Source organism: Paenibacillus allorhizoplanae (assembly GCF_927798215.1).
Classification (GTDB): domain Bacteria; phylum Bacillota; class Bacilli; order Paenibacillales; family NBRC-103111; genus Paenibacillus_E; species Paenibacillus_E allorhizoplanae.
In genome coordinates this window covers 86,961-106,536 of the sequence record NZ_CAKMMW010000006.1, presented here as the reverse complement: position 1 = coordinate 106,536, position 19,576 = coordinate 86,961, and the positions used below count along the sequence as shown (strand labels likewise).

The 19,576-nt window shown below is 45.3% G+C and carries 16 protein-coding genes; 1 reads left to right on the top strand and 15 read right to left on the bottom strand.

Translation table 11 applies throughout. From position 1 onward, the window contains the following. Positions 1–67: 67 nt before the first annotated feature. From murA to L6I86_RS12575, 14 genes are all read right to left on the bottom strand, one after another. Complete coding sequence (gene murA, locus L6I86_RS12640) at positions 68–1,336, bottom strand: UDP-N-acetylglucosamine 1-carboxyvinyltransferase (protein WP_236287555.1); 1,269 nt, start codon at positions 1,334–1,336, stop codon at positions 68–70. Positions 1,337–1,351: 15 nt separating this feature from the next. Next, positions 1,352–2,257 (bottom strand): UDP-N-acetylmuramate dehydrogenase, encoded by a 906-nt coding sequence (gene murB / locus L6I86_RS12635; protein ID WP_056612654.1) that lies wholly within the window; start codon positions 2,255–2,257, stop codon positions 1,352–1,354. Positions 2,258–2,469: 212 nt separating this feature from the next. After that, positions 2,470–3,540 (bottom strand): undecaprenyldiphospho-muramoylpentapeptide beta-N-acetylglucosaminyltransferase, encoded by a 1,071-nt coding sequence (locus L6I86_RS12630; RefSeq protein WP_236287553.1) that lies wholly within the window; start codon positions 3,538–3,540, stop codon positions 2,470–2,472. Between the two features lie 7 nt (positions 3,541–3,547). Then, a complete protein-coding gene (spoVE, locus tag L6I86_RS12625; protein ID WP_236287551.1) occupies positions 3,548–4,645 on the bottom strand; it encodes a stage V sporulation protein E in 1,098 nt (365 codons plus the stop codon). 55 nt (positions 4,646–4,700) lie between these two features. Then, complete coding sequence (gene murD, locus L6I86_RS12620) at positions 4,701–6,095, bottom strand: UDP-N-acetylmuramoyl-L-alanine--D-glutamate ligase (protein ID WP_236287549.1); 1,395 nt, start codon at positions 6,093–6,095, stop codon at positions 4,701–4,703. 3 nt (positions 6,096–6,098) lie between these two features. After that, a complete protein-coding gene (mraY, locus tag L6I86_RS12615; protein ID WP_236287802.1) occupies positions 6,099–7,034 on the bottom strand; it encodes a phospho-N-acetylmuramoyl-pentapeptide-transferase in 936 nt (311 codons plus the stop codon). Between the two features lie 83 nt (positions 7,035–7,117). Beyond that, on the bottom strand, positions 7,118–8,500 hold the full coding sequence (locus L6I86_RS12610) for a UDP-N-acetylmuramoyl-tripeptide--D-alanyl-D-alanine ligase (protein WP_236287547.1): 1,383 nt from the start codon (positions 8,498–8,500) through the stop codon (positions 7,118–7,120). Continuing rightward, positions 8,497–9,987, bottom strand: coding sequence for a UDP-N-acetylmuramoyl-L-alanyl-D-glutamate--2,6-diaminopimelate ligase (locus L6I86_RS12605; RefSeq protein ID WP_236287545.1), 1,491 nt, complete (start codon positions 9,985–9,987; stop codon positions 8,497–8,499). The genes L6I86_RS12610 and L6I86_RS12605 overlap by 4 nt, the downstream gene beginning before the upstream one ends. Before the next feature lie 111 nt (positions 9,988–10,098). Then, positions 10,099–12,027 carry a stage V sporulation protein D gene (locus L6I86_RS12600; protein WP_236287543.1) on the bottom strand — a complete coding sequence of 643 codons (1,929 nt, stop codon included), beginning with the start codon at positions 12,025–12,027 and terminating at the stop codon, positions 10,099–10,101. A gap of 86 nt (positions 12,028–12,113) precedes the next feature. Further along, a complete protein-coding gene (locus tag L6I86_RS12595) occupies positions 12,114–14,345 on the bottom strand; it encodes a penicillin-binding transpeptidase domain-containing protein (RefSeq protein WP_236287541.1) in 2,232 nt (743 codons plus the stop codon). Between the two features lie 84 nt (positions 14,346–14,429). Continuing rightward, positions 14,430–14,882 (bottom strand): cell division protein FtsL, encoded by a 453-nt coding sequence (ftsL2, locus tag L6I86_RS12590; protein ID WP_236287540.1) that lies wholly within the window; start codon positions 14,880–14,882, stop codon positions 14,430–14,432. 18 nt (positions 14,883–14,900) lie between these two features. Continuing rightward, on the bottom strand, positions 14,901–15,851 hold the full coding sequence (rsmH, locus tag L6I86_RS12585) for a 16S rRNA (cytosine(1402)-N(4))-methyltransferase RsmH (RefSeq protein WP_236287538.1): 951 nt from the start codon (positions 15,849–15,851) through the stop codon (positions 14,901–14,903). An 84-nt stretch (positions 15,852–15,935) separates the two neighbouring features. Further along, positions 15,936–16,373 carry a division/cell wall cluster transcriptional repressor MraZ gene (gene mraZ / locus L6I86_RS12580; protein WP_056612672.1) on the bottom strand — a complete coding sequence of 146 codons (438 nt, stop codon included), beginning with the start codon at positions 16,371–16,373 and terminating at the stop codon, positions 15,936–15,938. Positions 16,374–16,499: 126 nt separating this feature from the next. Then, positions 16,500–17,576, bottom strand: coding sequence for a DUF4349 domain-containing protein (locus L6I86_RS12575; RefSeq protein ID WP_236287536.1), 1,077 nt, complete (start codon positions 17,574–17,576; stop codon positions 16,500–16,502). A 160-nt stretch (positions 17,577–17,736) separates the two neighbouring features. Here L6I86_RS12575 and L6I86_RS12570 point away from each other — a divergent pair, with 160 nt between their 5' ends. Then, positions 17,737–17,943, top strand: a complete 207-nt coding sequence (locus L6I86_RS12570; protein WP_236287534.1) for a hypothetical protein — start codon at positions 17,737–17,739, stop codon at positions 17,941–17,943. A gap of 363 nt (positions 17,944–18,306) precedes the next feature. Here the strand turns inward: L6I86_RS12570 and L6I86_RS12565 are convergent, their stop codons facing one another. Next, positions 18,307–19,569 carry an adenosylhomocysteinase gene (locus L6I86_RS12565; RefSeq protein WP_236287532.1) on the bottom strand — a complete coding sequence of 421 codons (1,263 nt, stop codon included), beginning with the start codon at positions 19,567–19,569 and terminating at the stop codon, positions 18,307–18,309. Positions 19,570–19,576: the final 7 nt, after the last annotated feature.

Below are 19,576 nucleotides of genomic sequence, written 5' to 3'. Positions count from 1 at the left end.
ATGAAAGTGAATATCGTGAATCCCCTCCTGCTTGCAGGAAGGGATACGCGATAGCCACAGAAGCCAATTACTCACTGGGAACCGGAGCTTGTCGACGCACAGAAGCCCCAAGTCTGACTAGCATATGTTCGATCCTATCATAACCTCTATCGATGTGATGAATTTGCTCAACGATCGTTGTGCCATGCGCAGCTAGACCGGCGATTACAAGAGCAGCACCAGCCCGCAAATCAGTTGCTTCAACAGTGGCTCCATACAACCTTGGCACACCACGGATAAAGGCTGAACTCATATCTACGCGAATATCTGCCCCCATCCGAGACAATTCATCCACGTGCTTAAATCTACCTTCAAATATCGTTTCTTTCATCACACTTAGTCCATCTGCTAGAGATAAAAGTACCATGACTTGAGATTGTAAATCCGTTGGGAAAGAAGGATGAGGCGACGTCACGATACGTTCAACTGCTTTGGGTCTTGCCTTGCAGCTTACATGTATTATATCACCGTCTGCGATGATTTGAACACCTGCACGCTTAAGCACATGGATAACCGAGGTTAAATGAGCAGGGTTTACTCTTTCCAAAGTAATATTACCTCTAGTAGCCGCTGCAGCAACTAGAAAGGTACCTGCAACAATACGATCTGGAATAATCCGATATGTGCAAGGTGACAACGTAGTAACGCCACGAATCGTGATTGTATCCGTTCCTGCTCCAATAATATCTGCGCCCATCGCATTCAAGAAATTTTGCAAATCCTGTATCTCTGGCTCTCTTGCAGCATTATAAATCGTTGTCGTACCTTCCGCTCTCACAGCGGCCATCATGATATTCTCGGTCGCCCCGACGCTTGGAAAGTCCAAGAAGATCTCATTACCTTGTAATGTTTCGGCCGTACAGACAATTTTATTGGAAAATTCTTCAATCTCGGCTCCAAGAGCCTGCAAACCTTTGAGGTGCAAATCAATTTTACGTTCACCGATCGCACAGCCACCAGGTTGATATACGGTGACACTGCCGAATCTAGCGAGTAGCGGACCCATGAGAAAGATGGAAGAACGCATCTGACCCATCAATTCTTCGGGGATGTGGGAGGAATGAACTGTGGATGTTGTAATGGTTACTGTATCTCCTTGCTGCTCGGCTCGACAACCAAGTGAACGAAGAATATGAAGCATGGTGTCGATATCGAGCAGATTAGGAACATTCTGTAAAGTATGCGTACCACTTGCAAGTAAGCATGCAGCTAATATGGGTAATGCGGCGTTTTTAGCGCCGTGTATCTGGATGGCTCCCGTAAGGGGTCTTCCACCTTCGATAACGAGCTTCTCCAAAATTCCACCTCCGATTTACCTCTCACCCATTACCAAAACCTCAGGTACTAGCTTAATACCGTACGATTGCTCTACGATCTGCTGTACTTCGTTGATAAGGGTAAGAACGTCCTCGGCTGTAGCTTCTCCTGTGTTAACAATGAAATTGGCGTGAAGCATAGAGATCTCTGCTCCACCGACACGTTTGCCTTTCAGGCCTGCTTCTTCGATGAGCTTCGCTGCGAAGCCCCCTTCGGGGTTGCGGAATACACTTCCTGCGCAAGCTAATTGCAAAGGTTGGGTACGCAGTCGCCGATCTCGGTAAGCGGCCATAGCCCCTGCGATTTCATTGCGGTCTCCAACCTGTAATTCAAAGACAGCCTCTGTTACAATGCCAGGCAATGTGTGCAAAATAGAATGTCGATAAGCATATTGTAAATCTTCTGCCTGCATGACGACCAATTCCCCTGTATCCAGGATGACTTCAGCCTGCTTGAGTATGCGTGACACATCGGACCCGTGAGCCCCTGCATTCATGTAGACGGCGCCTCCCACAGTACCGGGGATTCCTGAAGCAAACTCCAGTCCGGTCAAACCTTCTCTGGCTGCGAGTACGGACAATTTAATGAACGAATAGGAACCTCCTGCATAAACCATCGCGCCTTCAAAACGAAGGGTTTCAAGCGCCTGGCCCAGCTTAATCACGACGCCTCGAATCCCTTTGTCTCCCACAAGCAAGTTGGAGCCCCTACCAATTACAGTCCAAGGTACTCCACGCTCATGAAGAAACTTGATGGATGCAGCTACCTGCTCTTTAGAGTGCGGAATAATCAAGCAATCAGCCGGACCGCCGATTTTCCAAGTGGTGTATGGAGCTAGTCGTTCATTCGTTCTTATCTCGCCAATATTTGATGCCTTTAAGTCGGCTATTAACTTCTGCATGGGAAAACCTCCTTCACAGAACGTAGGGCGAAATGTAGAAATGTAAGATGTAAGACATACAAGTTCTGACATTTCATTCATAAGGAGCTGAGCGAAGTCGGCCGTTCTTCGTTCCTTGTTCACTTATGAAGCCTTAGGTGTCTGTCACGGTTATAGTGTAGTTTATGTAAAATCGGTTAGAGTGTGACAATCGCCTATACGCTTTAACAAATTCACAACGAATTGCTGTGCGATTCAATCAATTTCACGATAGCAGCTACGGCATCACTTTCATTACGTGATTGCATTGCTGCTTTATACGTCTCACGGTTCTTGTAAAGCGCTTCGACATGATCACCAAGTCCCTCAGTGGTTAAATCTTCTTCCTGTATCACATCGGCATAACCTGCCTTCTGAAAAGATGCTGCATTCAGAATTTGATCCCCTCGACTAGCTTGACGCGATAGCGGGATTAACAGCATGGGTTTCTCTAAACCTAGAAACTCAAAGATAGACGTTGCACCTGCACGAGAGATGACCAGGTCGGTCATCGCCAGCACATCAGGAAGCTCTTCGTTCAAGTATTCAAATTGCTTATATCCACGGGTATGAAGATGCTCAACAGACACATTTCCTTTGCCGCACAGATGCACAATTTGAAATTGTTGGAGTAAGCGAACTAAGTTAGATCGAACAGCTTGATTCAGCACCTGCGAACCTAAGCTTCCACCCATAACTAATATAACAGGCTTCTGAGAATGGAAATCACATAGCTGAAGCGCGCGCGTTGCTTTACCACTGCTAATATGTTCACGGATCGGCAAGCCCGTAAGAACAGACTTTCCGCCCTTAATATGCGAAAGGGATTCAGGAAATGTCACACATACCTTCGTTGCAAATGGGATCGAAATTTTATTCGCCAGTCCTGGCGTCATATCGGATTCATGGATAATAACAGGAATATTGTTCATACGGCTCCCAAGAACGACAGGAACGGAAACGAACCCGCCTTTCGAAAAGACAATGGCGGGTTTTAAACGTTTAAGCAACCGATACGATTCATAAACACCTTTCATCACTTTGAATGGATCTTTTATATTTTTGAGATCAAAATATCGGCGCAATTTCCCTGATGAAATCGGATAAAAGGGAACCCCTTCCCGATCAATGATCTCTTTTTCAATACCTGTAGCCGAGCCTATGTATTTGACATCCCAACCTTGCTGCTTCAGCTTATGCATCAGCGCTAAATTAGGGGTCACATGGCCTGCGGAGCCTCCTCCGGTAAATACAATAGTCTTCATTCCCCTGTCACCTCGAATAGCGGGATATATTAAGCAGGATGCCGACAGATGTCAGCATGAGTGTCAGTGAAGACCCCCCTGCACTTATGAATGGCAGCGTGATACCCGTTACCGGAAACATCCCAATAACGACGCCGATGTTAATAATCACTTGAACGGCGATCATGCCGATAATGCCTACTGCAATTAAGCTGGCAAATGTATCTGGTGCCGTAATGGCCGCACGCATTCCCCGCCATACTAAAATGGTGAAGAGCAGCAGAACCAACGTACCTCCAATAAATCCAAGTTCTTCAGCGATAATAGAAAAAATAAAATCAGTTTGCGGCTCTGGTAAGTAACTATACTTTTGCCGGCTCATTCCGAGTCCAAGTCCTACTAGTCCGCCTGGTCCAATCGCATATAAAGATTGTATAGATTGATAACCAGCACCAAGTGGATCTTGCCATGGGTCGAGAAAGGCTGTTATCCGCTTAAGGCGATATGGAGCGGCAATAACGAGGCCAATAAAACCCGCAACTCCTATCATACCTAGATAGGAAAGATGAAGCAATCTCGCGCCAGCCGTGTAAATGATTAAGAGCGAGGCACCAACTAATACAACTCCAGTTCCTAAGTCCGGCTGCAGCATGATCAAACCGAATGCCAATCCCATAATACCTAGCGGCGGCATCAGCCCTTTGGTAAGCAGTGTAATCTTAGACTGATTTTCGGATAGCATCTTGGAAAGAAAGAGAATCATCCCTATTTTCATAAATTCAGAAGGTTGAATCCCGAAAGCTCCGATTCCAAGCCAACTTCTGGCACCGCCACGAATAACGCCGATACCAGGAATTAAAACAATGACCAGCATACCAAAGCAAACAAACAAGGCTAACTTTGCAAATCTTTTCCAAACCAAATAATCCACATTCATCGTGAAGAACATCGCTACAATTCCTAGAACGGCGAAGATAAGTTGTCTTTTTAAATAATAAAAAGAATCACCAAACTCACGAAACGCAAGTACACTACTAGCGCTGTAGACCATAATAACGCCGATTGTCAAAAGCAGCAAGGTCGGAATAATAATCCAAATGTCAGGAGCGGAGCGTGCTTTACCCATTACAGACACCTCTTTGTCAGTTGTGGGCTCCCTTTAAAATGTGGATAAGCCCTACTTAAAGGTTATGCACGGACTCCTTAAACATGCGTCCCCTGTCCTCATAGGATGGAAACATATCCCAACTTGCACAAGCTGGTGATAGAAGCACAATGTCTCCTTGCTCACTCATTTGCCAGGCAAGCTGCACGGCTTGTGAAACCGCGTCCGCTGCATCCTTAGCAGTATCGACGGTTTGCACCTTACTAATCCCTGCCAATTCGGCAATATGCTTGATTTTTTCTTTTGTTTGCCCGATTGTAACAATTCCTTTGATACGCTCACGGAAAGTTGGCAATAGCTCCATGTAATCCGAACCACGATCCAAACCGCCAGCAATTAAGACGACAGATTGATCGAAAGCCTCTATTGAATTCACAGTAGCAGCTGAATTCGTTGCTTTAGAGTTATTGTAAAAGGTTACGCCATCCAGTACTCTCACAAGCTCCAGACGGTGTTCTACGCCATGGAAGTTTCTCAACACATCAGCAATCACAGGCAGAGCTACGCCGGCTGTAATGGCCGCTGCAGCAGCTGCCAAAGCATTTCCAATGTTAAAGCTACCCGGCATGCCCATTTCAGAAGCCGACATAATGGATTGGACAGAGTTCTGACCGTTTGCATACACAAGACAGTCCGTCTCCGCATCCAAATAGACGCCATAAGCAAGCTTTTCTTTCAATGAGAAATGAAACTGTTTCGCCTTCAAACTTGGCATCAAACGTCGACACACTTCGTCATCCCAATTCAAAATAGCGGTGTCAGCCTCTGTTTGATTTTCAAAAATTTTGGCTTTAGAGGCGATATAATCGTCCATGGAGCCATGATAATCCAGATGTGTCTCATATACATTTAAAAATAAACCAATGTTTGGACGGAATGCTGTTGTGCCTTTTAATTGAAACGAGCTTAATTCAACAACCATCCAATTCTCAGCCGTCACCTCAGGTGTAGCTTCCGTTAAAGCACGGCCAATGTTGCCTGCGACCACCGGCTTCAAGCCCGCTGCATCCAACATCAAGCCGATCAGTGTAGTCGTCGTTGTTTTCCCGTTGGAGCCCGTGATCCCAATAATCGGCGCTTCACAGAATTGATAAGCTACCTCAACCTCTGTCACAACTTCAATACCCAGCTCCTCTGCTTTACGAATTGGATCTACCGAATACGGAATGCCTGGATTTTTGACTACTAGTGAAACCCCCTCATGCACGAGGGACTCCGGATGAAACCCGCATACAACAGAAATACCCAGAGCCTCCAACTCGTCGGCTTCAGGGCACGCGCTTCGTTCCTTTTTGTCGTTGACAGTGACGAGAGCTCCTTTTTGATGAAAAAGCTTAGCTGCAGCGACACCGCTGCGAGCCAAGCCAAGTACGATCACTTCAAGTCCACGATAATCCCGCGGATGCTTCATGTTCTACAACACCTCATTCATATATAATCCGAGTACAGCAAGCACTAAACCTACGACCCAGAAAGTAATTACAACTCGCCACTCCGACCATCCAACCAACTCAAAATGATGATGAATCGGACTCATTTTGAATACGCGTTTCTTCCTAGTTTTAAATGAAACAACTTGAATGACAACAGATAAAATTTCAATTAAGAAAACTCCGCCAATAATAGCTAGAAGAAGTTCTGCTTTCGTTAAAATGGCAACAGCCACAAGTCCACCACCGATTCCCAAAGAGCCGGTGTCACCCATGAATACTTTGGCAGGATGCGCATTGAATACTAGGAAACCGAGTACGGCACCAACCATTGCTGCTGAGAAGATAGCTGCTTCAGGCTGAGTATTATTCATGGCAATAATCGTGTATGCCCCAAATGCAATTGCACTTGTCCCCGCTAACAAGCCGTCCAAGCCATCTGTAAAGTTAACGGCATTCGAAGCGCCCAGCATCAAAATAGCCATTAACGGGAAATACAACCAACCCGCATTCATATGAAAAGAAACGAATGGCACATAAATATCTGTGCTGTGTCCTTGCATAACGAGTAAATAACAGACAATGGCTGAAATCAATAATTGACCAAAAAGCTTTTGCTTTGCTGTAAGTCCCAATGAACGCTTAAATATAATTTTGATATAGTCATCAAGGAAGCCAACAAGTCCATAACCTAATGAAGCTAATAATAAAATGAGTAAATCTGTATTTTTATCAGCAAAACGAAGTGTAGCCAAAGAGAGCGCGAGTAAAATAATGACGCCGCCCATCGTTGGTGTACCTTGTTTTTTGAGATGTCCCTGCGGGCCATCCTCACGAATTTGCTGACCAAATTTCATTCGTCTTAAAATAGGTATACATAATGGCCCCATGATTAGCGCAAGCACAAATGCCACACCCATTGTTAATAATACTGCGTTTTCCACGTTGGTTCCCCCTGCTCATTTCCGTCACTCTATTTCATACATGCAATCGATTTCGTTAATTAGGCTAATAAGCTATGGACAACCTGCTCGAGCCGCATCCCGCGCGAGCCCTTCACGAGCACGAGATCCTCGGGGCTTGCGAGTGCTGCAAGCTCCTCCGCGAGCTGCGCCTTGTCGTCGTAGGCGCGTATCTGCGCCTGCGGGAACTGCTTCGCCGCTTCCTCAGCGATGAAGCGGCCGAGACGCCCAAACGTGAAGACGTAGTCTACACGTTCCGGAGACAACATCGCGCCAATGCCGCGATGGAACTGCTCTTCGTGCTCGCCAAGCTCCAGCATGTCGCCGAGCACGAGGAACTTCCGACCGAAGCCGCTCAGCTGCTCGGTCAGGGCAATCGCCGCCCGCATCGAGGCGGGGCTGGCGTTGTACGCATCGTTAAGCACGGTCAGCCCAGAGGCTGCCGTGAGCTTCTCGATGCGCATGCTTGTCATCTGCAGCGCGCGCAGCCCCGCTGCAACAGCACTTGGCGTGACGCCGAAGGCCTCGCCGACGGCAATGGCCGCGAGCGTGTTCACGACGTTATGCGTGCCAAGCAAGGGAATGAACAATTCCTCGTACCCCGGGGAATTGATGGTGAAGTAAGCTCCATCCGCATCCATGCGGATATCGGATGGGTAGCGATCGTTATCGTGGCCTTGGCCGAAACGAATGCGCCGCAAGCCCTCTGGCAGATCCAGCTCGCCCAGTGCTTGTTCAATTAACGGCTCATCCCCGTTATAAATGATCAAGCTGTCAATTGGCATACCGGTAACAATCTCCGCTTTCGCACGCGCGATTTCATCTCTAGAACCTAGCTGAAGCAAGTGTGACTCACCAATCATGGTGATAATAGCGGCTTCGGGCTCTGCGATTTCAGACAATAAAGCAATTTCGCCGCGTCCGCTCATGCCCATTTCAACGACTGCAAATTGCGTCGTTTCCTCAAGAAGCAGGAGTGTAAGTGGTAAACCAATATGGTTATTCAGGTTTCCCTTTGTTTTATGAACTTCATAAGTGCTGCCTAGAACAGCTGCAACCAAATCTTTGGTTGTCGTCTTCCCATTACTTCCTGTTATGCCGATGATTCGTACAGAGAGCTCTTTGCGGTAAGCTTTGGCCAAGTCTTGAAGCGCTGCAAGTGTATCTTCGACATGAATGCAAGGGATTCCGCTTGGCGCCGGACCATGGTCAACTTGCCAGAGAATAGCCGCAGCCCCTTTCTGATAAGCATCTTCCGCATATTGGTGACCATCAAAATTTTCTCCGATAAGCGGGATAAACAGACTACCAGCCTGAATCGAACGAGTATCCGTAGAAACTCCTTTAATCAAAATGTCGCCATGAACACCGGACACCTCGCTGCGGAGCATCGTTGCTATTTGATCTAATGTACGCTGAATCACTGTGTTCTCCCCTTTATCGCAGCCTTAGCCACCAAACGATCGTCGAAATCATGCTTGACACCCATGATATCCTGATACGTTTCGTGGCCTTTTCCCGCTATCAATATTACATCTTTAGGGCCTGCCTCTTCAATAGCCTTTTGTATCGCTTTTTTACGATCAGCCAGTAAGATGTACTGATTTTCTGGGTAATTAACTTCTTTGAGCCCCGGTTCAATATCTGCCAAAATCGCATCTGGATCTTCCGTGCGTGGATTATCAGATGTCACATAAAGAAGGTCGCTATAGTGCGCAGCCACTTTCCCCATGATGGGACGCTTCGTTTTGTCACGATCCCCACCACAGCCAAACACGGTGATGATTTTCCCTTCGGCAAACTCACTTACCGTGGATAGGGCATTCTCTAAACCATCCGGCGTATGCGCATAGTCGACCAACACCAGAAAATCCTGGCCCTCGTTGACAACTTCCATTCTACCTTCTACTACTGCGATACGTTCTAAACTAGTACGGATGGCCTCCAAGGGAATCCCTTCCGCTAAGGCAGCAGCGATCGCCCCAAGCACATTGTACACATTGAATTTTCCTACCAATTGCATGCGAATGAAAGCTTCTCCTGCAAAGGAATGCAGCTGAAACTCAGTCCCCTGTGAAGTCATCCGAATATCGGAAGCCCGCACATCACAATCGTTTTCAATGCCGTACGTAATCACTTGTGCAGCTGTCAAGCGATGAAACATCTGTGAAGCCTCGTCATCCACATTAAGAATGGCATATTGGCGAGCATTCGGATCCGCTGAGAAACCATTACCAAGTCGAGAGAATAGCAATCCTTTCGCTGCCGCATAGCCATCCATCGTTTTGTGATAATCCAAATGATCCTGTGTCAAATTCGTAAATATACCTGAACGGAATTGAATCCCCTTCACTCTTCCCATATCAAGACCATGAGAAGAGACCTCCATGATACAATAATCAGTCCCCGTATCCGCCATTTTCCTTAGAATACGTTGTAGTTCCAAAGCTTCCTGTGTATTCGTTGCTTTATTTTCTATGTATTCATCACCAATTTTGATATGGATATTGCCCATTAACCCTGTTACAAAGCCTTGATCCGCGATAATTTTCTCCAAAATATACGTTGAAGTTGTTTTACCGTTCGTCCCTGTAATTCCGATAATTTTGAGCTCTTTGCTGGGATATCCGAAGAAATGGGCGGAAAGAGCCGCCATCGCATATCTGGCATCTTTTACAACGAGTTGAGGGACTGGTACGTCCAGCACTCTCTCCGTAACAAGCGCAGAAGCCCCAAGCGCAATCGCTTTGGGGGCATAGTCGTGGCCATCAGCTGTCAACCCAGGGATGCAAAGAAACAAATCTCCCTGTTTTATTTTACGAGAGTCTGCCTCAATTCCCGTGATCTCCGTGTCTTTATCGCCATGTATGTGGGTAATGAGCAGTGCGGAAGCAAGCTCCTGCAGTTTCATAAGCAACCCTCTCTTCTTAGATTCATCTATCTATTATGGACAATTTTATGCAAGTAGAAAAGCTAAACATGTCTTCTTTGTAAATCTTTTTTGGAGTGATAGGCCAGATCTCTATTTCTCTGGATCCACATTGGATAAGAAGATACGAATCGTAGAACCCTGATCCACACGTGAGCCTGCTTTAGGGGCTTGAGAGATGACATACTTCCCATTCCCTGATTTGGCTAACTTAAAATTCATGTTCAGGTCTTCTAATATATCATCAACTGACGCTCCAACCAAGTCCGGCACTTCAACAATTGGAATTTCACCATAGCGATATTCTTTATCAAGTTGATTTTTGTCTGGTTCAACCTTCATGTAACGCAGGGCATCTGCCATAATATCTCTGACTAAAGGAGCTGCAATCAAGCCTCCGAATTGAATGCCTTTCGGATCATCCACTGCCGCATAGACAACAATCTTCGGATTATCCGCTGGCGCAAAGCCAATGAATGACACGATATGCTCATCAGGTGAATAACGTCCATTGATAACCTTCTGGGCTGTTCCTGTTTTTCCGCCAACACGGTAGCCGTCAATAAATGCATTGCGACCTGTACCCTTCGCGACGACGCTCTCGAGCGCTTCACGAACTTGTCTTGATGTATCCTCTGAGATAACATTCCGAACTAACTCTGGCTCTACAACATCGACAACTTCACCTGTATCAGGATTGGAAAAGGATTTTGCAACATAAGGCTTAAATAGTTTGCCGCCATTGATCGCCGCTGAAACCGCAGTAATTTGCTGGATCGGTGTCACAGAAACCCCTTGACCGAAAGCGGTTGTTGCCAATTCCACAGGACCTACTTGCGATGGTTTGAACATAATCCCATTCTCTTCACCACCAAGATCAATTCCTGTCTTTTTACCAAAACCAAATTTGGAAATATAGTCAAATAATTTCTCTTTGCCTAATCGCTGCCCCATTACAACGAACCCCGGGTTACATGAATTTTGAACAACCTGCAGCATCGTTTCACTGCCATGTCCTCCACGTTTCCAACAGCGTAACCTAGCGCCCCCAACTTCAATGGAACCTGGATCGTAGAACTGTTCATTCTTAAGATCTACTTTCTTCTCTTCTAGTGCTGCGGCAAGGGTAATAATCTTAAAGGTAGAACCAGGCTCATACGTTTTCCAAATCGGTAAATTCCGATTATACGTTTCAGCCGGCGACTCCATATATTTGCCTGGGTCATACGTCGGACGGCTGCCCATTGACAGGATCTCACCGGTATTCGGATCCATCATGATGGCAATGACATTCTGCGCTTGATACTGCACCATCGCTTGATCTAACGAACGTTCCATCACCGATTGCAGGTGGCTGTCGATGGTCAACTTCACGTTTAGCCCATCTTTAGGGGCTGTGTAGGTATCCGTTGTGCCAGCTAATTTCCGGCCAGCTGCATCTGTCATATAGGCAATATTGCCCGCGATGCCTGTCAGTTGCGAGTTATATTTCGACTCAATCCCCGTTAACCCTTTATCTATCCCAGCGAAGCCTAGGATATGCGCTGCAAGCGAACCATAAGGATAGTAACGTTTATTGTCTTCCGCTACGATGATGCCAGGCAGTTGCAAATTACGTACTTCCTGCGCCTTTTCTATCGTAATTTTACGACCCGAAGGCTTTATATAGTTTTGCATTTCTTTCTTGGTAATTTGTTTGTATATGTCCTCTTCATTTCCATCTAACACTTCTGCCAACTTAGCGGCTGTGGCATGAGCATCTTTAATTTGTATAGGAATCGCCACAAGTGTAGGAGTACTCATACTATACGTAAGAGTCAAGCCATTACGGTCTTGAATTTCGCCTCTTTTGGGTGCAAAACCAATTTCTCTTCGCCAACTGTTCTCGGCCAGCTTCGCGAGGTCTTGTCCGATCCAAAGTTGAACATAGGCTAGACGGATAATAAGTGCTGTAAAGATGACAGTTCCAATGATTAACGCCGTAAACAATCTGCGACGAACGGTAACGTTAGAAGCCCGCATGAACGTTCAGTCTCCCTTCCCACTATTGTCATGTTCATTCCTAACATGACTATTCGGGACAAACAGGGGTTAGAACAAGCTGTTCACTAACGTTGTTTATTTGCTGTCGTTGTCGTTCGTTGTGTCTCCGTTTTGGCGGTAGGCGTTGGCGACGGCGTCGGTGAACCTGTAGGCGTTGCAACAGGGTTCGACCCACTTGCCGTATCCGCTTTATCACTTAACGGTTTAAGTTGCAGCGTTACGCCACGACCTTCACCTACAGCGGATTGCTCAGATACATACCCTTCCCCTGAAGTTTGACAATCAATTTTGAAGAATGAACATGTCTCAACGGCGTCTCTCAGGGATCTGCCAACTAGATTCGGAAGCGGCATTTCCTCAACGGGTTGCATGGCAACGTAAATATGCTGTGTTGATAAAATTTGAGTCCCAGCTTTCGGGAACTGATCAACTACTTTCTCACCTTTACCAAATACTTCAAGTGATAGACCTATATCTTTGGCAGTCTCTTTAGCACTTGTGGATGTAACATCTAACAAATTCGGTACATTCAGACGATTCGCTTCTTTGGTGATCGTTTTCGGCTTTTTACTTGAGGCAACGCCCATGTACTGCAAAGACTCACCCACGATTTCTTTGAAAGCAGGCGCTAGGACTTGACCGCCCAAATGATAGTTTCCGCCTAGATCAGGCTGATCTGCGATAAGTGTAATCAGGATCCGTGGATCTTCTACTGGCGCATAGCCAATAAACGAGATTACCCATGTATCGGAAGAGTAGGTTTTTTCACCAGGAAGTACGATATTCGCTGTCCCTGTTTTTGCAGCTATTCGATAATCCTCCATATAAGCAAGCTTACCAGTCCCTACTTCTTGGTCGGAAACGACTTGCTCTAAATAACCACTCACTTGCGTTGCCGTTTGCGGACTCACAACTTGTCTGATTACTTGGGGTTCATACGCCGTGATTACTTTGCCTGTTTTAGGATCAAGAATGTCCTTCACAATGTGCGGCCACATCAATTTACCACCATTAGCAATGGCCGCATAAGCAGCGGTTTGTTGGATGGCTGTCACAACGACTTTCCCTTGCCCGTAGGTTGCTGTTGCGTACTCAGACGGATATTTCATGTCAATTAGTCCTGATACTTCTCCAGGCATATCGATGTTCGTTTTTTGATCGAAACCAAACTTATTAATATAATCGCGTAGTTTATTTTGCGTTAACTTCTCAATTCCGAGCTTTACAAAAGCAACGTTACTAGACCTCTTCAAACCTTCTAGGAAGGTGATTTTCCCCCACCCGACGAGATTATGGTCATGGAGAATACGGTCTGATACTTTAATCGAACCCGATTGATAGGTTTCTGTCGGATTAAACAATCCCTCTTCCACCGCTCCTGCTAGGGTAACTAACTTAAATGTAGATCCAGGTTCATATCGGGAAGCGACGGCGCCATTTCTAAAATCTTTCTGCGGATCATAATTCCAATACGTATTCGGGTTAAAGTTTGGCGTATTCGCCATTCCAAGAATTTCCATCGTCTTCGGATCAACCGCGATCGCAGTCAAGCTCTTCGGATGCCATTTGTCGTTTACTTTGGCTAACGCGCTCTCTAAATAAAACTGTATGTTTTTGTCGATCGTGAGTCTTACATTGTTTCCGTCTTCCGCAGGTTTAAAGTTGACTTTGGCATCGGGAAGTTCTACACCTTTACCATCCTTTTCATAACTTAACATCCCTGGAATACCCTTAAGCGTGTCGTTTAATTTCAACTCTAGGCCAAGTGATGCTTCACCTTCTTTGTTCGTATACCCTAGAATATGGGACGCCAACGTTTCACCCGGATAGTATCTCTTCTCATCTTCAAGAATTGAAATTCCTACGCTCGCTCTGGTGCTCAATTTGAGTTTCGTTTGTAAATTGGTTATGAGCGCCCGAACTTGATCCGCTTTCTCTTTATCAATCTTCCAGCCTTCGTTGCGCACTTCTACATTGGCAGCGAAGTCTGTACCATCGAGATTCTTTTTCGTTGCTCTTTCGCGAATCTTATTTACTAGCTCGGCACGCTTCGCCTCAGATTCCTTCAAAATATCCGCTAACCCCTGAGTCACATCCTCAGCAATGTGCAAAGCATCTATCACCTTCGGATTTAGCGCAATGGTATAAGCTGTTGCTTCTACGGCAAGCACCTTATCATTACGATCCAAGATTGATCCGCGTACGGGAGCCAGCACTTTATCCGTTTCCCATCTCTTCTCTGCCTTCTCTAGCAACCAGGATGCTTCTACCACTTGAATCCAATAGACTTTAACCATGAGGACAACAAAAAGAAGGGTAAAAAACCCTCCAAGTAGCAAAGAACGTAACTTAATTTTTTTTGTCATAGGAGTACCTGCCTGTTACGGTTTAGAAGCAGCTTTTGTACTTTTGCCACTCGTTGTAGCTGTCGTTGTACTAGATTTCGCTTTCGTAGATTGAGCTACGATTTCACCTTGCTTCACATCTTGTAAATTAAACCCGAGGCGTACGGCTTCCTCTTTTAAACGATCTGGACTTTGCAGTTTCTCAACTTCTTGCTTAAGCGCACTGTTCTGTGCTTGAATTTCACGGATTTCACCTTGCATTTTCAAAATATTCGCATTCATCTGATAAATCGCAGCAAACCTCCAAATGATCACGCCGGCAACAATAACACAGAGTACAACTGTGAATAAGTAGAGCATTTTCTCTTGCGCTGGCAATGAGGAATTGCGATAAACAACCTTGGTTGTTTCTTTTATCTTAACACGTTGTTGTTGATTCGGTTTACGTTTCGGATCAAGTGCCAAATTGCCTTGAATATATGATGACATCGCTTATTCCTCCCTTGGTCAAAGCTTTTCTGCTATTCTTAATTTTGCCGATCTGGCTCTTTGATTGACTTCTAATTCATGTTCACTAGGTAGAATTGGTTTACGTGTAACGAGCTTCAAATCCCCAGCCTTCTCACAAACACACATTGGAAAAGCTGGCGGGCACGTACATTTCTCCACATTTTTCACGAAAAATTGTTTGCAGATACGATCCTCCAAGGAGTGAAACGTAATGACTGCAATGCGCCCTTGAGGTGCCAAACAGTTAAGTGATTGTTGAAGCGCTTCTTCAAACGCGCCTAGTTCGTCGTTTACTGCGATTCGTAATGCTTGGAAACTGCGTTTCGCTGGATGTCCACCTGTCCGTCTTGCGGCAGCTGGGATCCCCTCTTTGATCAATTCCACGAGTTCCCCCGTTGTTTCAATCGCTTTCTTCTCTCTTGCCTCCACAATGACTCCAGCAATTCGTCTCGAGAACTTTTCTTCCCCATATTCGAACAACACTTTAGCGATTTTGTCAGCTGGCCATTCATTCACGATCGTTTTGGCCGTGAGGAGCGTATCTCGATCCATTCTCATATCAAGCTCAGCATCATGGTTGTAGCTGAATCCACGATCACCATCATCCAACTGTGGAGAAGATACACCTAGATCGAACAAAATGCCGTCAACCTGGGGTCTGCCATCTTTCATAGCTTTGGGTACTCCGCGCAATACATGCTCGATTTCTCGAAAATTGCTCTTGATAATGGCTACGCGATCTAGATAGGGTGCAAGCACTATTTGCGCATTGGCTAGAGCAACATCATCTTGATCAAGGGCAATGAGTAACCCTTCTGGTCCTAGTTTGGAAGCGATAAGCGAGCTATGTCCCGCGCCTCCCATCGTACAATCCACGTAAACGCCATCTGGTTTTATATGTAAACCTTCTACAGATTCTTCTTTAAGTACAGTCACATGATGAAACACTTGTTGTCCTCCTAAAAGTTTTGCCTTGGCAAAACTGACTTCGTAAGCATAATCTTCGTTTTGCTTCAGCGAAACTCAAAATTTCTATAAATCAAAATTAAAATCGACCAGCTTCTCCGCTATTTCATTGAATGACTGTTCAGACTCATTGGCATAGCTTTCCCAAACTTGCTTACTCCAAATCTCCACACGATTAGAAACTCCGATAACGACACAATCTTTTTCTAACTTGGCATGGTCGACGAGATTGCTTGGAATGTTAGCTCTCCCTTGCTTATCAAGCTCACACTCTGTTGCACCAGAGAAGAAAAACCGGGTAAAAGCACGTGCATCTGATTTCATTAATGGCAATGCTTTCAGCTTCTGTTCGAGAATTAACCATTCGGATTGCGGGTATACAAATAAGCACTGATCTAAACCACGTGTGATGACAAAAGCTTCGCCAAGGGCTTCACGGAATTTAGCCGGAATAATCATTCGGCCTTTCTCGTCAATGCTATGTTGATATTCACCCATAAACATAGCATCAAGTCCCCCTTTCCCTCCACTTTGTACCACTTTTCACCACATTTGAATCAATATTCGCTAAAAATAAAAGAAATCCTGCTTAGTTAGCAGGATTAATTAAATTTATTTCGTTTTTTAGGTCTATTCTGTGCCTTTTGTTCCTTGTTCCGTATCTTGGGGTGTATTTTCAGATACTTGTTGCTCCTTCAGTTGCAATCGCAATGCTTTCAACTGTACGTTCCTCTTGCGTCTGTATACCCAGATTGGGAATGCAATAAGAAGTAATATCACCAAAACGGGCACCGCGGCAGCTAGGAAAACAAGGACACCTTGCATCACAGCGACCAGAACATTCAGGCTAGAGCCCCATGCTTTTTCAACACGTTCTGCTAGAGTTAGTTCATTCGGGTCAGAAAGCAACGGTTTTTTACCTGTTTGTTGATACATGCGCAGCTCGATGGTGGAGTACGAAACATTTTGATCCAAATAACGCATTCTGCCTTTGATTTGCTCAATCGCCTCTTGTACCTTGGCAAGCTCATTAGAAAATGCTAGTAAATCATCCGTCTTCGTCGCTTTCTCCATAAAGCTTAGTAGTCTGGTTTCAACTAGCTGTTTGGCCGTCAGACGAGAGCTAAGATCTACGTACTCTTCCGTCACGTCCTGCCCTTGTACATTCCTTTGGAGCGCTGGGCTTATCTTTTCTAGGCCGTCCAGCATGGATACAAAACCATTCGCTGCGACTTTAATCGTATACGTCCCACCCTTTTCACCTGTATTCGCACTCTCGGAAAACTGCAAAATGTAAGCTCCGCTTAATGCAACGAGATCCCGCAGCCGGGTTTGAGCATTACTATAGTCTTCAACTGGCATTACGAGATTAGCCCTATAAATAAGTTTGCGGTTAAAAACAGCTTCTTGGTCGTTCCCGCTAGCAGGCATCACAACATTTGGCGCAGCTGCTTTCCCATCCGTTGTAGGAGCTATCGGTGCTGATTCCATCGCCTTAGCCGCTGGAGCGGCATTACTTGCATTCAAATCTGCTTTGCTGGCAAACTGATCCGCAGTCGCACCTGACGTTTGCACGCTGTTCATTTCGCCTTTGGCGTCTTGTGCGCTCTTGGAGGAGGAACTGGAACTGCATCCTGCCAGCACTCCCAACACCAATAAACACATAACAATCATAATGGCTAAGCTTGCTCTTATCTTTATCCTCATTGCAACACGCCCCCAATTTCCATTTATAGGTTATACAACCTTCAAACGGAATACTGAACAAGAAAGTTGCATGGAAACAACGCGAAATATAATAAAAGAGATAAAGTATTTTGGACTGGAGGAGGAGTTGAGTTATCGGAGTGACACTTGAATTAGTGAAGTGGCTACTGTAATGTTCGAGTATTGGCAGGGATTGCTTGATGGGATTGATAGGTTTGCAGGGGGTGCTGGGGCAATGAGATGCACCCCTCAAGAATTAGATGTAAAACATACAGCTATTTCAGAAGAAAACCTCCGATTTTTCTATTTAGATGTATTTTATGTAGTTAATTCTCCCTCAATTGCTCAAATCGACGAAAATCGCTGAAATTACCTACAGAAAATCCAGTTAATCCCGTTAAACAGCTCATTCCTACTAAATTAAGTGTACAAATTCCAGCTACTTGCATCAGGACTCCGATCAACAACCCAACTATTTTACAATTCCTCCCAACCACGTAAAAGGTTCAAATGATACTAGTTCGCAGGCATGCGGGTTCGTAAGTCAGTTCGATATGAGCTTCATTCGTGGATTCATTGGTTCTTTTGTTCGGGAGTTCGGGGGTTTGTCGGTATATGAATTAATAGTTGGTAGGTTGCAAAACTCAAACAAAAATGCCCTCCAATCCACATCAGTGGACCAAAGGGCATCGTCATCATTTCATATCAAATCATTAACATCATTAATATTCTAGTGCTCATCCCAGCTATCTAGGTAAGCTTTTTGCTCATCTGAGAGCGCATCTACACTCGTACCTAGTGATTCAAGCTTGAAACGTGCAACTTGCTCATCCAACACATAAGGAACATTAACAACTGTATTTCCCAAGGATTGGTAAGAATCATTCACATATTTCAAGGACATCGCTTGAAGCGCAAATGTCATATCCATGATCTCAGCCGGATGACCATCTCCAGCAGCTAGGTTAACTAAGCGGCCTTCAGCCAAGATATACACTTTGCGTCCATCCGTCAGTTGATACTCTTCAATGTTACGTCGAACTGTACGTTTGGAGGAAGACAACGCCTCTAGCTCCGGTTTGTTTACTTCAACATCAAAGTGGCCCGCGTTCGAAAGAATCGCGCCATCTTTCATCACTTTGTAGTGTTCGCCACGGATAACATCGCGGTTACCTGTAACCGTAACGAAGAAATCTCCCAATTTCGCAGCTTCGATCATCGGCATCACTGCGAAACCATCCATATACGCCTCAACGCCCTTGATTGCATCGATTTCAGTTACAATTACGTTTGCGCCTAAACCTTTGGCACGCATAGCCACACCTTTACCACACCAGCCATAGCCAACTACAACGACGGTTTTACCTGCAACCACCAAGTTTGTTGTACGGTTGATGCCATCCCAAACGGATTGACCTGTACCATAACGGTTATCAAACAAGTATTTACAGTAGGCATCATTAACAGCAACCATTGGGAAACCAAGTTTCCCGTCTTTCTCCATCGCTTTCAAACGAAGAATCCCTGTTGTTGTTTCTTCTGCACCACCGCGCACATTTACAGCCAAATCTTTACGCTCGGAGTGAAGAAGTGAAACTAAGTCACCACCGTCATCAATAATGAGATCTGGTTTGGATTCCAATGACTTAATAAGAAGCTCTTTGTATTCTTCTGGACTTGGGTTGTATTTGGCAAATACCGTGATTCCATCTTCAACAAGCGCCGCACATACATCATCTTGCGTGGAAAGCGGGTTACTACCTGTGATCGTAACTTCAGCTCCTCCAGCTTTAACAACCTTTGCTAAGTAAGCTGTTTTAGCTTCCAAATGCAAGGAGATCGTTACTTTCAAACCTTTGAAAGGCTGTTCTTTCTCAAATTGTTCACGAATTCGATTCAAAACAGGCATGTGCGCCTGAACCCAATCAATTTTCAAATGACCATCTGGCGCTAACGCCATGTCAGTTACAATACTGTTTGTTGCAGTTGTCATCTTCGTT

Excerpts from the sequence above, each read along its gene's own strand:
- murB (WP_056612654.1), bottom strand. The coding sequence starts at position 2,257 with ATGCAGAAGTTAATAGCCGACTTAAAGGCATCAAATATTGGCGAGATA.
- L6I86_RS12630 (WP_236287553.1), bottom strand. The coding sequence starts at position 3,540 with ATGAAGACTATTGTATTTACCGGAGGAGGCTCCGCAGGCCATGTGACC.
- spoVE (WP_236287551.1), bottom strand. The coding sequence starts at position 4,645 with ATGGGTAAAGCACGCTCCGCTCCTGACATTTGGATTATTATTCCGACC.
- murD (WP_236287549.1), bottom strand. The coding sequence starts at position 6,095 with ATGAAGCATCCGCGGGATTATCGTGGACTTGAAGTGATCGTACTTGGC.
- mraY (WP_236287802.1), bottom strand. The coding sequence starts at position 7,034 with ATGGGTGTGGCATTTGTGCTTGCGCTAATCATGGGGCCATTATGTATA.
- L6I86_RS12605 (WP_236287545.1), bottom strand. The coding sequence starts at position 9,987 with ATGAAACTGCAGGAGCTTGCTTCCGCACTGCTCATTACCCACATACAT.
- L6I86_RS12600 (WP_236287543.1), bottom strand. The coding sequence starts at position 12,027 with ATGCGGGCTTCTAACGTTACCGTTCGTCGCAGATTGTTTACGGCGTTA.
- L6I86_RS12595 (WP_236287541.1), bottom strand. The coding sequence starts at position 14,345 with ATGGTTAAAGTCTATTGGATTCAAGTGGTAGAAGCATCCTGGTTGCTA.
- ftsL2 (WP_236287540.1), bottom strand. The coding sequence starts at position 14,882 with ATGTCATCATATATTCAAGGCAATTTGGCACTTGATCCGAAACGTAAA.
- mraZ (WP_056612672.1), bottom strand. The coding sequence starts at position 16,373 with ATGTTTATGGGTGAATATCAACATAGCATTGACGAGAAAGGCCGAATG.
- L6I86_RS12575 (WP_236287536.1), bottom strand. The coding sequence starts at position 17,576 with ATGAGGATAAAGATAAGAGCAAGCTTAGCCATTATGATTGTTATGTGT.
- L6I86_RS12565 (WP_236287532.1), bottom strand. The coding sequence starts at position 19,569 with ATGACAACTGCAACAAACAGTATTGTAACTGACATGGCGTTAGCGCCA.